The 14,185-nt window shown below is 49.3% G+C and carries 15 protein-coding genes and 1 pseudogene; 5 read left to right on the top strand and 11 right to left on the bottom strand.

Translation table 11 applies throughout. The annotated features are described in order from the left end of the window. Positions 1–16 precede the first annotated feature (16 nt). The 10 genes and pseudogenes from AC4G47_RS22825 to AC4G47_RS22780 form a co-directional block, all read right to left on the bottom strand. Positions 17–1,060, bottom strand: a complete 1,044-nt coding sequence (locus AC4G47_RS22825; protein WP_491102851.1) for a S66 family peptidase — start codon at positions 1,058–1,060, stop codon at positions 17–19. Positions 1,061–1,161: 101 nt separating this feature from the next. Continuing rightward, positions 1,162–2,481: a DUF4179 domain-containing protein gene (locus tag AC4G47_RS22820; RefSeq protein WP_491102849.1), complete on the bottom strand. Its 1,320-nt coding sequence runs from the start codon at positions 2,479–2,481 to the stop codon at positions 1,162–1,164. Then, complete coding sequence (locus AC4G47_RS22815) at positions 2,478–2,993, bottom strand: RNA polymerase sigma factor (RefSeq protein ID WP_491102847.1); 516 nt, start codon at positions 2,991–2,993, stop codon at positions 2,478–2,480. Before AC4G47_RS22815 ends, AC4G47_RS22820 begins: the two co-directional genes overlap by 4 nt. Before the next feature lie 226 nt (positions 2,994–3,219). After that, positions 3,220–3,741 carry an ankyrin repeat domain-containing protein gene (locus AC4G47_RS22810; protein WP_491102846.1) on the bottom strand — a complete coding sequence of 174 codons (522 nt, stop codon included), beginning with the start codon at positions 3,739–3,741 and terminating at the stop codon, positions 3,220–3,222. A 126-nt stretch (positions 3,742–3,867) separates the two neighbouring features. Continuing rightward, positions 3,868–4,320, bottom strand: coding sequence for an NUDIX domain-containing protein (locus AC4G47_RS22805; RefSeq protein WP_491106764.1), 453 nt, complete (start codon positions 4,318–4,320; stop codon positions 3,868–3,870). A gap of 159 nt (positions 4,321–4,479) precedes the next feature. Further along, positions 4,480–4,968: pseudogene (locus AC4G47_RS22800) on the bottom strand (GNAT family N-acetyltransferase); the annotation flags it as partial. Positions 4,969–5,116: 148 nt separating this feature from the next. After that, positions 5,117–5,527: a flagellar basal body rod protein FlgB gene (flgB, locus tag AC4G47_RS22795; protein WP_491102845.1), complete on the bottom strand. Its 411-nt coding sequence runs from the start codon at positions 5,525–5,527 to the stop codon at positions 5,117–5,119. Between the two features lie 185 nt (positions 5,528–5,712). Then, positions 5,713–6,528: an adenosylmethionine decarboxylase gene (speD, locus tag AC4G47_RS22790; protein ID WP_491102843.1), complete on the bottom strand. Its 816-nt coding sequence runs from the start codon at positions 6,526–6,528 to the stop codon at positions 5,713–5,715. Positions 6,529–6,657: 129 nt separating this feature from the next. Continuing rightward, on the bottom strand, positions 6,658–7,236 hold the full coding sequence (locus AC4G47_RS22785) for an SLOG family protein (protein ID WP_458127194.1): 579 nt from the start codon (positions 7,234–7,236) through the stop codon (positions 6,658–6,660). A 48-nt stretch (positions 7,237–7,284) separates the two neighbouring features. Next, positions 7,285–8,433, bottom strand: a complete 1,149-nt coding sequence (locus AC4G47_RS22780) for an RluA family pseudouridine synthase (protein WP_491102841.1) — start codon at positions 8,431–8,433, stop codon at positions 7,285–7,287. Between the two features lie 190 nt (positions 8,434–8,623). Here AC4G47_RS22780 and AC4G47_RS22775 point away from each other — a divergent pair, with 190 nt between their 5' ends. Continuing rightward, a complete protein-coding gene (locus AC4G47_RS22775; RefSeq protein WP_491102840.1) occupies positions 8,624–9,031 on the top strand; it encodes a hypothetical protein in 408 nt (135 codons plus the stop codon). 227 nt (positions 9,032–9,258) lie between these two features. Here AC4G47_RS22775 and AC4G47_RS22770 read toward each other — a convergent pair whose 3' ends face one another. Continuing rightward, positions 9,259–9,969, bottom strand: coding sequence for a GT-D fold domain-containing glycosyltransferase (locus AC4G47_RS22770; RefSeq protein WP_491102838.1), 711 nt, complete (start codon positions 9,967–9,969; stop codon positions 9,259–9,261). A 306-nt stretch (positions 9,970–10,275) separates the two neighbouring features. Between AC4G47_RS22770 and AC4G47_RS22765 the strand changes: the two genes are divergently transcribed. From AC4G47_RS22765 to AC4G47_RS22750, 4 genes are all read left to right on the top strand, one after another. After that, on the top strand, positions 10,276–10,965 hold the full coding sequence (locus AC4G47_RS22765; protein WP_491102837.1) for a glycosyltransferase: 690 nt from the start codon (positions 10,276–10,278) through the stop codon (positions 10,963–10,965). An 18-nt stretch (positions 10,966–10,983) separates the two neighbouring features. Then, the gene (locus AC4G47_RS22760; RefSeq protein WP_491102835.1) at positions 10,984–11,973 is read left to right on the top strand and encodes an SDR family NAD(P)-dependent oxidoreductase; all 990 of its coding nucleotides are present in this window, start codon (positions 10,984–10,986) and stop codon (positions 11,971–11,973) included. Positions 11,974–12,048: 75 nt separating this feature from the next. Continuing rightward, a complete protein-coding gene (locus tag AC4G47_RS22755; RefSeq protein WP_491102833.1) occupies positions 12,049–13,443 on the top strand; it encodes a nucleotide sugar dehydrogenase in 1,395 nt (464 codons plus the stop codon). Beyond that, positions 13,430–14,176, top strand: a complete 747-nt coding sequence (locus AC4G47_RS22750) for a class I SAM-dependent methyltransferase (RefSeq protein ID WP_491102831.1) — start codon at positions 13,430–13,432, stop codon at positions 14,174–14,176. Before AC4G47_RS22755 ends, AC4G47_RS22750 begins: the two co-directional genes overlap by 14 nt. Positions 14,177–14,185: the final 9 nt, after the last annotated feature.

The following is a 14,185-nucleotide window of genomic DNA, read 5'->3' as shown; positions in this document are numbered from 1 at the left end:
TGCCTACAAAAGGTGATTACACGAACGCCATCTCAAGGCTCCCGCGTCCATTTTCATAAGCCACTTTGCCCAGTGCTCCATTCACAAAGGTTAACTGAGGCGGAAGATGACCAAGATCCACATCGTACAGTACAGGGACATCCAGGTCCCCCAGTGCAGAGGAGAGGGCATCGGTGAAATTGAAATCCTCTGTATCGGAATAACCCGCAGGTCGTCCGATCATGAAGCCTTTCACACCTGCAAACCAGCCTGCCTGTTTCATCTGCCACAGAAGACGGTAGATATCCCCTGCGTTCATCGCACAGCTCTCCAGATACCAGATGGTACCTTCGACTGCACAGTATTGCTCCAGATAGGATGCAACAGGTGCATACGGCGTGCCAATCAGACTGGAGATCGTATCCATGCAGCCGCCGATCAGCCGACCGGAGAACGATACCGAGGTGTCTATATCCTCCGGTTGCCCGAGCTGTTTCCAGTGGGAGGGTGTATCCAAATTGAATCCAGGTAGATCCGGTTTCCATTCAGATTGGTAATGTGTGGAAGACGATTGTGTGATCTGTCCGCCGTATTTGGTCTGTAACACATCAATCCAGCGCGCAGTCACGGGATCGAGGGCGTCTGATCTAAGATCCACATAATTGGTGCCATGCGCTGATGCTGTTCCGGTGATCAGGGTATATGCGAATAAAAAGGTACTGATATCCGAATAACCCATGACCCATTTGGGCGGTAATGTTCTCAAGGCTTCCCAGTCGAGAAGGGGAAGGATATCCATGAGGAACTCCCCTCCCCAGGGAGGAATGATGGCCTGAATACTAGGGTCACGGAAAAAAGCATTCATCTCTTCGGCGCGATCCTCTTTGGAGGCACTCACACATTTGGTGTTGTGACGGAGCGAAGGGCTTTCTTGTACGACAAAGCCCATGCGCTCCATATTGCGTTTACTCTCTTCAAGATAATGGTGCAGGGATTCGCCTACACCGCTGGATGGTGCTGCCACACCGACAATACCCCCTTGCGAGAGTGGCTGTGGATAACGAATGGAACGTTGATTCATTGTGGAAACACCCTTTCCTGTGAATATATCGATTTAATGTATTGTTTAATATAATGCATGACTACTTCATGCGGCTTGCTATTATGGCTGTTACATTTCCTTTAGGGAGTCACAGGAATTTCAATAGAGAACGGTGCACGAATTTGATCAGGGTAAGAGTATATTTCCATTGTCAGATTTCCTTTGGCTGCGGCTCCATTTTTAATGACAATCCTTGCTTCAAAGACGGAGGGGCTCCAGCCTACTTCATTAATGTCGAAAGGGTTTCCTTTACTGTCCTCGATATTGGTAAATGATAGCCCTGAAGTAGCATTTTGAGCGTCTGCAATTGAAAACTCGAGGATCAGATTTTTGCCCTGGGCAGTGCTTTTCAGGAATTTCAAACTCGATGGACCGCCTAGTATTTCACCTGAAGATGGATCGATGCTGATAACTAGTTCATCCTTATTCACCGCTGAAAGACCAGATCCCTGCAAAATCAGTTTTTTCGGAGTGGAGAAGTACATACTTTCGAAAAAGACGGAACTTCCAGAGCCTGAGATGGAGGATGAATCTGTTCGCCATGCTCGGCCTTGCTCATCTACCAACTGCAAATCACGAATTCCGAAGATTTTTTTGGTGTTGTTCCGATCATATTCGATGTCGAGTACAAGGCGAGTGGGATACAGAACGGCCTGTTTTACATGAATACGCTGCCCGTCCACGGTCATTGTTTGGTTTACGGGAATGATTTTTTTCATGCCTTTCGTCAAGCTATGATCGACTGGGAAGGTGACCTTCCACTTATTATTCGTTTCCTTACCTCGTTCCTTAAATATGACGGTCAGCTCTTGTGGCGGTAAAGATTCTGTGAAAGAGACATCGATTTTATCCTCATAAATGCCACTTTCTGAAGCCGGCTTAGGAGAGGAATAGCTAAACGCAACAGGCAGCTTTTTTCCATCTCTATCAAGCAAATCAATATCATATTCACCCTTCTCAGGATCTTTCATGCCTTTCATTGTGTAGAAAATAACCATACGTGACTCGTCTGTGATAATGCCTTCAACGGTTACGGAAGCACCATCATGCTCGTCGGTGACACCGACCTTCTGTAAGAGGGACTGATCGATTGCCATCATTAATCCTTTGTCCTGACGAATCATGCTCACAATGCCTTCCATGCCAGGCAAATGCTCTACGAAGGATGCAAAGGCGGGAGAGACGCGGATACATCCGGTAAACAGCAGGATGAGGGCAGCTGCCGAGATGGAACTCATATACCAGCGTAGTCTGGACTTGCGCTTACGGGCAGCTTGGCGGATCCCGGACTGCACAGCCTGATAGGCCGCGGCATCGGGCACAGGCATTGTTTCGTATTCCGTCTTGCGAGCATTCAGCCGTTCTTCCAATGCATCGAATGATTTATGTTCATCCGTCATGAGGATGCATCTCCTTTCGTTTCAAGTTGATCACGGAGTTGTCCGAGTGCCCGATGTAATCGGGATTTTACGGTTCCGGTTGGGATTTCTAGAATTTCGGCGACTTCTGTTAAGGAGAAACCTTCGAAATAACTCAGGATAATAATCTGTTTGCAATCCCGGTCAAGGGTGGATACGGCGGCAGCAAGATCGGGGTCCGCAGGACGATCCCAGCTGCTGGATTCATGAATCTCGGTGACGGGACTGAACCGACTCTTTCGCTTGCGTTCGTCTGCACAGTAGTTGAGTAGTATGCGGATGAGCCAAGTGCCGAAGTAGGAGGGATCTTTTAATTTTTTGAGTTTACGGAACGCCCTGAAGGTTGATTCCTGAATCGCTTCGAGCGCATCGCCTTCATTGTGCAGGTAGGCATAGGCGATACGGTACAGTCTGCTCTGATGCAATTCCATTAAGGCTGCAAAAGCAACGGCATCCCCTTTTTGTGCGGCGATGGTGAGCTGAGTAGGGGTCACATGGCTCCTCCTTTCATGGATATGTTGAGTATTAGACCGTGTAAGGCATCAAACGGTTCTTATATTCTGAGAAAAATATGTATGTACCCGATTTCTATATAAGTTGAACTACGTATTTATATGAGAACGTAGAGGACCACAAATAACCGTCAGACCTTCTTTTTGTACTCCAAAAAGAGTTCTGGCGGTTATACATCTATTGCTCATACTTATCTAATCAGTGTGGCTACTGAGCTGCAACGGCTGATCGCAGGCAGGAAGCTGTAGAAGTGTTGCCACGTTCTAGTGCGATATCCAGTGCGGTTTGGCCTGATGAGTTCGCCGCGTTTGGATCGGCCCCGTGCTGGAGCAACTTCTCAATAAGCTCGGTCTGATCGGTATGAAATGCTGCCGAGTGTAGCGCATATTGTCCATCACTGTCCAGAATGCTCGTGGATGCCCCATGTTCAAGTAAAAGGCGGATAACTTCTGGCGAACGTTCTCCGGCAAGAGCGGCATGCAGTGCAGTATTGGACGGAATAAAGGAAATACGGGAATGGGAAAGGGCGTTAACATCGGCACCGTGCTCAAGAAGAACACGCACTGCTCCTGCTTGTCCAAAATGAGAGGCATATCCCAACGGAGTCAACCCATCCTGATTTTCAGTATTGGCGAGTTCCGGGTGGGATGCAAGAATGCCTGTAATGATTACCACATCTCCAGCCTGTGCTGCCTGAAATAGTTGATTGATCTGTTCTGCATGATTCATAATGAAACCCTCCATCTGATGAGATAATTCAATTACAGACGTTCCTCCTCAGCACCGTTTCATAGAGGGTTTTCCCGTTACGGAATGTTGGGTACGAATCTCCATGATTTGCAAGCACCTCCATGCTTAATTCTGGTGATATAACTTCTTCACAGCTTCCAGGCCAGGTACGGCAAAGCAAGCGAGTGGAGAGGGCAGATCATTGAGCGGGAACCATCCGATCTCACCAATGGCTCCGCCTTCTTCCAGATTACGAGCATGGCCGCCAATCACCTTGGTGGAATAGAGAACGGATATCCAGTGTTCCTTCTGCTGCGGCTGGATCGTCTCTGCCGTGCAGAGCAGCCTGTCGATGGCGATATCCAGATCCACTTCTTCCTTGATTTCACGGATAACAGCGGCTTCCAATGATTCATAGGGGTCGACTTTCCCGCCAGGAATACTCCAGGTGTGCTGTTCGGGCTGACGATTCCGCCAGGCGAGAAGCACTTCGCCCCGTTCATTCAGGATGACCGCGCCTACGCCGATGCGGGGCGAAATCTCAGGTACGCCTACTGGATCTGAGCTTAACTCCGACATGGACAACGCAGTTTGTTCGTTTGCATGACGCTGTAATAGACCACCTACTGCCATTTTCCCGGCTTCAGCAGTACGAGTTGATTGGAACGACAATGGAAGATGTGTCTGAGCCGACCATTCTTCTGCAAGGATACTCATGGAGATCAGGTCATAATGCATGCCATCTCGCAGAACTGCAGAACGCTGGCGACCCTCTTCCTTAAATCCAGCCTTCTGGTACGCGCGGCGAGCGGCTTCGTTGTATTCGATGACTTCCAGCGCAATCCGGTTCAGGTTCAATTCGTGGAAGCCATACCGAAGAATCAGAGCCAGGGCGTCGCTGCCGTATCCTTTACCTCGATCATTTTCTTCGCCGATGCCAATCGCCAGACGAGCCGACCGATTGTTCCATTCAATCCGGTAGAGCGCGGTGAAGCCTATGAATCGATTGCCCTCCAGCGTACGTAATGCAAATTCAAAACCGTTGTCTCGGCGGACAGAGGAGGAACCTGTCTCATCCGGCGTTAACGGAATAGCGATATCGGTATCCATGTTGCGCAAATATTCGTAATCGTCTGTGAATCGGGAGAGACGCATGCAATCTTCCGGGCATGGAGCTGCGAGCCTCACTTTGGAACCTTGAAAACCATTTAAATGACGTGGAGCCATGTTGCACCTCTTTTGTTCATTATGAAATCATTCGTTTCTCCCCATTATACTACGAACAGCAGAGGATACCGAAAAATGGAATCAAACAAGGGGCGCTCAGGGAAAAAGAGATAAAAAAAAGCAGCCATCGCGGGCTGCTGTACATTCATTATTTCAAATCATTCAATAAATTCTTCATTTTTTTGTAGTGTCCACTGACCCGATCAACCATGTAGTTATACATAAGCTGATTCTCCGAGAGGTTCGCCATTTCCTTGTCAATGTCAACGTTATTGTTGTTGTTGTTCATGGCTGTTTCGTTATTCTCGACAATTCGGTACTGTACGATGGAAGAATGGGGATCACTGATAGGGAAGTGTTTTTCATGAGTCCGCTTCATGGCAAGCTGATCTGATTTGCCATTCTCCACGATCCGTCTAAGCTCTTCCTGAAACTCTACCGTTTTCTTTTTGTAGTTAGGCGTGTCTGCATTGGCGATGTTGTTGGTGATCGCATTGTGCTGAGCAGTCAGCGCTTGTAACAGTGATTCGTTACGTCTTGTCGTATTCGTTTCGATCACGGGCTCAGTCTCCTTCACTGCAGAATGATACAGTTACTCCTATAATAAAAAATAAAGTTGCACACTGTCAACGTTATCAAAGAAAAAGACAAGCACATGACGCAGGTTCCTCTGAAAAGAAGGACCCTACCTTCAGGATAGCTTGTCTTAAATCTTGCCTTATGAATAAATCGTTGAACAACCTCTCAAGAGGGACGATTGATGTTTTTGCCGTAATAGATCTCATCCATCTCCAGCTTCAACCACTCCGTAATCTCCTGTTGTTCGGCCTTGCTCAGCTTATCCTTGGTATAGCCAAAGAGATAATTATCGAGGTCGAATTCCTTCAGCTTGCACTTGGTATGGAAAATATTCTCCTGATAGACGTTCACGTCAATCATGTCGAAGCCGCTCTTGATCTCATCTGGAATATAATTCTGAATTGAACCGATCTCGTGATCAATGAACAGCTTGCGTCCGCTCATATCCCTCGTGAATCCTCGTACCCGGTAGTCCATTGTCATTATATCCGTATCGAACGAGTGGATCAGATAATTCAGCGCTTTGAGCGGTGAGATCTCACCGCAGGTAGAGACATCAATATCCGCTCGGAAAGTACTGATGCCTTCGCTCGGGTGGAACTCCGGATAGGTATGCACGGTAATATGACTTTTGTCGAGTTGCATGACCACGTTATGAGGCAACGGACCAGGTGATTCATCCAATGATTCCTCGGGGATCTCCACGATCGGACCTTCCGAGACCAGCATCGTCACACTCGCACCTTGAGGCACATAATCCTGCTGCGCAACATTCAGCACATGGGCTCCGATGATGTCGGATACGTTGTTCAGAATTTTGCCTAGCCGGGCGGCGTTATACTGTTCATCAATATATTCAATGTAAGCTTCGCGTTCGTCTTTGGTTTTGGTATAACAGATATCGTACATATTGAAGCTTAGCGACTTGGTCAGGTTGTTAAATCCATGCAGTTGAATGCGCTGCTCTGGCGTAATTGTCATGGTTGCAGTCCCCTTATCCCATACGACATATGATCGCAGTTATAATACTACTTATACCCAACCTGCCTCGAAAAAAAACATATGTACGTCATTCTGGGCTCCTTCAACCGTGGTCGCACCACGCAAACGTCAGAAGGGTGAGTCCTCATCGTAGCCAATATCGTTCATGCGTTCATCCTCTGCTACAGACTGGATATCTTCCGAAGTCACACTGATGATTGTATAGTCTTCGTTCTGTAGTTTCTTCACGGCTTTTTCCTTGATAAAACGGGGACTACCATCCCCGGCATCTTCATCATAGACGAGCAGAAGCCCGTCGCTTTTGCGCAGCAACAGGTCATCCCGTGCAGTGAACTGCCACGGTCCAATATAGGGTTGATTGCTAATCGCACCGTAATAGTCCACACCCGAGAGGATGGAACGGTAATACTCCTGCTTGTCTTCTTTCCATTGCTCCTCGGGGTTCTGAAAGGCAGTGATGATCGATAGTTTCAGATGAGGGTACAGCTTCTTCAGATCAATCACCACTTCGCAGGCCCACAGGTCCACGCCGTATTGTCCCGGCGTAAGTACCCACTCCAGACCATCCTCGACAAGAGGCGTGAGGCGGGAGGCAATGGCCTTCTTGATAAAAGGAATACCTTCATGCTTCTGTCCAAAAATCTGCAGTTCATGTGCACGGTAACCGGTAATTAACAAGTTTTTCAGTGTCCGTTCCTCCTTTCAGACATGATCAGTCGATTCTATAAGATGCAGTTATTTCGCGGGTGGAGTTTCTGCACGGAAAGGGTACAGGAATGGCTTCGGAATATCCGTCTCGAATGACATCAGTTCATCGGTTGTCGGATGAATAAACGAGAGTATGCGTGCATGAAGTCCGAGACGCCCAAGGTCTCTTGTGCGTGCGCCGTATTTTCTGTCACCAGCAATAGGATGCCCGAGATCTTCCATATGCACACGAATCTGATTTTTACGGCCTGTCTCCAGACGCACTTCCAGCAGGGAGAACTCGCGGTTCGACTTCAGACGTTTGTAATGTGTAATCGCATGTTGTCCGTCATTGGGACGAGAGCTGGAGTACATTTTCAGCGTTTTGGTTTCCTTCAGCCACGAGGAGATGGTACCTTCTTCTTTGGCTACCGAACCTTCAACAAGGGCAACGTAGACGCGGTCTTGTACATTTTCTTTCCAGTTGTTTTGCAGCTTCTGTTGTACCTCTTCACTTTTGGCAAACATCATGACACCCGACGTATCTCGATCCAGACGATGGACGACAAAAATCCGGTTCAGCGGATTGGTGCGACGCACATGCTCCGTCAGTTGGCGATAAGCCGTGAGGTCATCTGTCTTGTCAGCGGCAATGGACAACAGTCCTGCTTCTTTGCGGATCACAATGATGTCATCGTCTTCATGCAAAATGTTAATGCCTGTTAAGGAAGGAGCAGCTACAGCACCCTCTTTACGGATGTATACAATCTGACCTGGCGTCAGCGCCTCATTAAACTTCGTTACGACCTTCTGATCCACGGATACCTGTCCGCGACCCAGAATGGACTTCACCGCGTTGCGTCCCGATTTCAGATGTTGCAGCAAGAAATTCAACAGTTCATCCGGTTCAGTTACTTTGTACTGGCGTGGTGGTTCCTGCTTGCGATAGTAGGAATTGCCTGGTCGTTTGGATGCGCTGGCATTTTTGGGTTTGTTGCCTCCAGCTTTCTTGGGTGCACCCGACGATTTCGCGGCTATTGGCTTCTTATTCTCCTCCGTATTGCGTGATGCGGAAGCGCCTGATGTTTTGGCAGGTGAGAAGTTAGACTTGCCGGAACGTGCTGCAGATGAACCAGCATAAGATTTCCCCTTGGCCGAGGCCGATGTCTTGCCTGTTGGACGTTTGCGTTTATTCATGAATAGTAATCTCCTTCTGAACAGCCTGTACCGCTTGTGTGCATACGATCCGTTCATTTTCGTTATGCAGTTCAATATACCATTAACCGTCGACAAATAAAAATAGGTTCAAACAATCTGCTATACATCCAATCATAAGAGTAATGAGATTCATAGGATAGGGTATCCCATAGCATTGGAGGTGTTACTCATGGGCGTGTTTCTCGATATGAGAACTTCGATGAACTCGGGAACAGTTGGACAGCCCGGTTTGTCTCTGTCAGAATCTCCGTCAGCGTTCGGCACCATTGGTCTTCAGACCCTGGGTGTCGTGAATCCGATTATTACGTTGAACGGGACAGTAGGTGTTACGGGAGAACTGGGAGATACCTTTGTTGTAGAGCTTGTGCGGGGTTTTTTATATGATCCTTTCTATGTCATCTACCGTGCTGAAGGTACAATTGGACAGAACGGAGGTGCCGAATTCCATTCGTTCACAGCTCAGGATCTGTCTGCACCACCAGCACTGGAAAGTGTGTATACTTCGTTCATCTCGGGGGTGTCCACAGCAGTAAGAACCGGGCCGGAGATGTTATATGGTATTGCAGCCATCGGCTAATAGTGAAGGGCGTAATATGACAGGCAGAGTGCTTCGTCATCACTTCTGTTGAGGGCGGAGTTCGCCTCATACCCCAGACAACCCAGACGTACAAAGTAATGTATCGACCCGTTTCGACTAGCGCTCAGCATTAAACCCCCGACTCAAAGAGCCGGGGGTTTTTGTCTTACAAGCATAGGTATGTTTCGATGCAACTCACTGATTTGAGGTTGGAGGTGCCCTGAAAATCAGTTGGCACGGCCTTTCAGAATGATGTTGTTGGCTTTGCCAAAGTCGATGGCGACTTTACCGGCGAGTGCGGCTGTTCGCTCAGCAAGAATAACCGCATTGACACCGCAGGAGAAGAGAGCGACATCAAAGGTATGCTGATTCGTCTGAATCCACTCAAGCGTGTCCTGCATTTGATCATAACTGTCGAAGGGCAGTGCAGTCACAATGTTGAGTTGATACGGCTCACGTTCGAGCGTGGCACGCAGTGCCTCGATCTCACGGGTAACGAGAAGCACACGTTTGCCTGCGAGGATCTGCCAAAAACGTGGGTTCTGCGCCAGCTCCCGATTGACACAGGCATGACAAGTCATTGAAGGAGAGATGCCAAAGTGTGCAAACACCATATCGGTCAGGGGTCTTTTGAGATAATCCGGAGCTTTGATGGCAGTGTCACCACGGGGAAGAACCCCGACGATATCCGCACGTTGCAAGGAAGCCGCCACTTCATCCCGGAGCTGCGGGTTGGGCAGGGTCAGTCCTTTTTGTCCTAGATTAGCCTTAATGGCCCAACGCTCCTGAAGAACCTGTTCCGTGGTCCACACCGTTTCCTGAGACATGACGATGTTCTCGCCATCGCCGACGCGCACTAGCGAGAGAGGACGCTGTTCAAGAAGCGCTGCTTCAAGCTGATCAAGCACACCTTCCATTTCAAGATAGATCGAATTCATTCCAGTGGTGCCCCCTTTGAAAATTCAATTGCTCTATTCTATGTTGCGGCTGCAGCAATGATATGTACGTTCGACCCGCAGGGCACCATCTTCAGCTGTATATCAATCTATTTCGTTGAAATCAGTGCATTCGTCCGTACCGCTTCTATCAGCGATTCATATGTTATAGAGTGCTGGATTGGCAAGCGAGATGTTTCTCGTAAGCAATCAGTCAGATAGAAGATTTTCATAGAAGACGGCATCAAAACGTTGAAAAAGGTCTGTAACCGGTAAACGGAATTTGCAGCGTTCATGAGGAGGAATGTTATGTCCAGGAAAGTGGTTATTGAGATTAACTTCAACAATTATGGGCTCGACCCTCAGCGGTTGACGAGAGAATGGCTGGAGCGGCGGATGAGCATTTTTCGCACATTTACTTTGCACTGCCTTAAAGCTCAGACGAATCAGGATTTCCTCACGGTGGTGAAGTTATCCAAGGAGTCGGGAGAAGTGATGCAAGAGATTCTCGCGGAACAGGAGTCGCTGCCTGCCAACATTCGTTTTGGAACCCATATTGAGAGTGTACGGGCGATTTTGGCATTTGCTGAAGGGGCGGAGCACATCTATATTGCCCGTCTGGATTCGGATGACCTCTATCACCGGACCTTTGTACAGCAGCTATATGATGTGCAGCCACAGCCGCAGACGATGGCTCTGATTAACCAAAACGGCTATCTCTGGGATAGCGTGAACAACGAGATGGCACCAGCGTTTCATCGTTCTCCGCAATTCTATGTCTACCTGTACAAGACGGCGGAGTATGCATCCGGGTATCGGGTGAAGCTGCCGGGCCGAGGTACGCATGGCAATGTCATTGATCTGCCGCATGAGCTGCTGACGCCGCGCAACTATGTCAACATCGTGCATTCGAGCAATACGTCAGTCAAAAAGGTACCACCCAAAGACCGGTTAAGCCGCGAAGAGATGGCACAGGTATTACGCGAATTCATGATCTGATCAGGGAGGGGTATATGCATGATTAAAGGACAAACGATTCTGGTTACCGGGGGCACAGGCTCCTGGGGTCAAAAGCTGACCGAGGTGCTGCTAGAACAGGACCCGGCTGAGATTCGCCTCCTGTCACGTAATGAATATGCCCAGATTGCGATGCAGCGTGAGTTCAACCATGACCCGCGTCTGCGATTCATCATTGGGGATATCCGGGATTATCGTGCAGTGGAAGATGCGTGCAGAGGCGTGGATGTGCTCTTTCATCTGGCTGCGCTGAAGCATGTTCCGGTCTGCGAGGACCAGCCGGATGAAGCGTTCAAGACGAATGTAATCGGGACGCAGAATATTATTCGTGCTGCCATTCGCATGCAGGTTCCGAAAGTCATTGATGTGTCCACCGATAAGGCGGTAGATCCGATTAACGTATACGGCATGACGAAGGCCTTGGGTGAGAAAATGATGATTCGTGCCAATTGGCTGAGTGAAGGTACGCGGTTTGTCTGCATTCGTGGAGGCAATGTGCTTGGAACCAGTGGTAGCGTGGTGCCTTTATTCCGACGTCAGATTGATGAAGGCAAGAGCCTGACCATTACGGACAAAGGTATGACCCGCTTTTTCCTGACGCGAACCGAAGCCATACATCTACTGCTTAAGGCAGCGGAGGCTGCTGTGGGCGGGGAGACGTTTGTGATGAAAATGAAGGCTTGCAAGATGACGGAATTGGCCTCCGTCATGTTGGAACAGGCAGGCCGTCCATCCTTCGACTATAAGGTGACGGGCATACGTCCAGGGGAGAAATTGCATGAAGTGCTGATCTCGCCTTTTGAAGCACCGCGCACTCGTCAATACGATGCGCAGTATTATGTGATCCTGCCGGAGCACCCGGACAAGGGGCTGACAGATCAGTACAGCAGCCTGCCTCGTGTGAACTTCTCCGAGTATCGTTCGGACAGTGCCATGATGAACAAGCCAGCGATTGCCAATTTCTTGCGTGCAGGGGGCTATATCGACTAGGGCGTGCCTTAAAACTCGTTCGGAGTTTTCAGACACGCCCACCGAGGGGAGGTGGAGCGTTTGGAGGTGGAAGGAATGGAAGAGAACAACCAGGATAAAGGAAATAAAGAGTTAGAGCAATATACCCTGATACAACACATGAATGACCGCTCCCTGAAGGCTGTTGTCATCGGTCTCGGTTATGTTGGTTTACCCATGGCCGTGGAGATGGCACAGGCAGGTTATCAGGTCCACGGGATTGACATCGATACCTCCAAGATAGCCAAGCTGAACGCCGGGCATTCGTATGTCATCGGTATAAAAGATGATGTCCTGCAGTCGCTTATGCAGACAGGACTGTTCACGGCAAGTGACGATTATGCAGCAGTGGCGCAGGCGAATGTGATTGTCATCTGTGTACCCACTCCGCTGACCGCCGAGCATCAACCGGATATCTCTTATATCTCGGCAGCGGTGGATGGTATGACTCCTTATCTGCTGGAGGGCAGTCTCGTCATATTGGAGAGTACGACTTATCCAGGAACGACCGAGGAACGCGTGAAACAACCCATTGAAGCAGCAAACGGCTGGCAAGCTGGAGAGCAGTTCTATGTCTGTTATTCTCCGGAGCGTGTAGATCCGGGCAGTGTACATTATGGTGTGAAAAATACCCCGAAGATCATTGGCGGCTCCACACCCGCTTGTCTGACCTATGGCACACAGTTCTACGGTTCATTCCTCAACGAAGTTGTTCCGGTCAGTTCAACAACAGTAGCGGAAACGGCAAAACTGTTCGAAAATACATTTCGCAGTGTGAACATTGCACTGGTGAATGAGTTGACTCCGGCCTGTGAACAGATGGGTGTAAACATCTGGGAGGTGCTGGGTGCGGCGGCCACCAAGCCGTTTGGTTATATGCCATTCTATCCCGGTCCCGGCATCGGCGGACATTGTATCCCAATCGATCCGATCTATCTGTCCTGGGCTGCAAGCCGTCAGGGAGCGGAGCTGCAATTCATCCAGCTGGCGGATGCAACCAATCGGCAGATGCCAGAGAGAGTGGTGAAGCGTGCAGCGGAGCTGCTGGAGAAGAATGGTGTATCTGTTCGGGGAGCGCGCGTTGTCCTGGCGGGTATGGCTTATAAAAAAGACATCGACGACCTGCGCGAATCGCCAGCATTGGATGTCTTCCGGCTGCTGAGCGCAGCGGGTGCAGAAGTCGTTTTCACTGATCCAATGGTGCCTGTCTTCCGCAAGGATGACGGTACGTTGCTTCAATCCCGGCCTGCTACGCCGGAATTGTGGACATGGGCTGATCTGGTGATCATCACGACGGATCATTCGGCATTCGATTATCAGGAGATGGCGGATCATGCGAAGCTGATTTTTGATACACGCAACGCAACTGCTGGATGCCACGGGGGAAATATTGTGGTGCTGGGCCAGCCCGTTCGGCAAGGAAAAAAGGGGGATACCTATGGCGAATCATGACCGAGTGAGTGAACGCTATTATGGCGAGATTAATTCGGAAGATTCTCATGAAGCGACAAGAACCCGTATCCACTGGATGTGCCGTGAAGCGAAGGGTACGCGGATTTTGGATGTCGGGTGCAGTCAGGGTATTGCCTCCATTCTGCTGGCGCGTGAAGGTTTTCGTGTCACTGGCATTGATCTGGAGGAAGAAAGTATCCGGTATGCCCAGGGCGAGCTTGCTAAAGAGTCCCGACCTGTTAGGAACAATGTCGATTTTCGGATGCTGGATATTACGCAATGGAAAGTAAGGACTACCTTTGACACAGTGATGCTTGGAGAAGTTCTTGAGCATTTTGCTCGTCCAGAGACATTGTTGGTCCAGGTTCATCGACTGCTGCAAGAGGATGGGACGCTGGTTGTGACCGTGCCATATGGATATCATCCGTTCTATGACCACAAGCAGACCTTCTATGCAGGAAGCCTGGCGCTGTGCCTGATGCCGTATTTCGAAGTCTTGAAACTGGAAGTTCATCATAAATATCTATGTTGCGTGGCCCGCAGACGGCGGAATACACAGTTGCACATGTCGCCGACACTGGATCAACTGATGGAGTGGATGGAGCTGGATCATATCCATTTTGCCGAGGTGGAACAACAGCATCTCCGCGTAATGAAGCAGCGCAAGAAGGCACTGGACAGTGCGGTGGAGCAGGTGAAACGGCTTCGCCGTCAGGAGAGTGGAGAAGTGTAACATGGGATA

The organism is Paenibacillus sp. Negev47 (assembly GCF_058313655.1).
The sequence above is the reverse complement of the archived record's forward strand: the minus strand, read 5'-3'. Positions and strand labels throughout refer to the sequence as shown.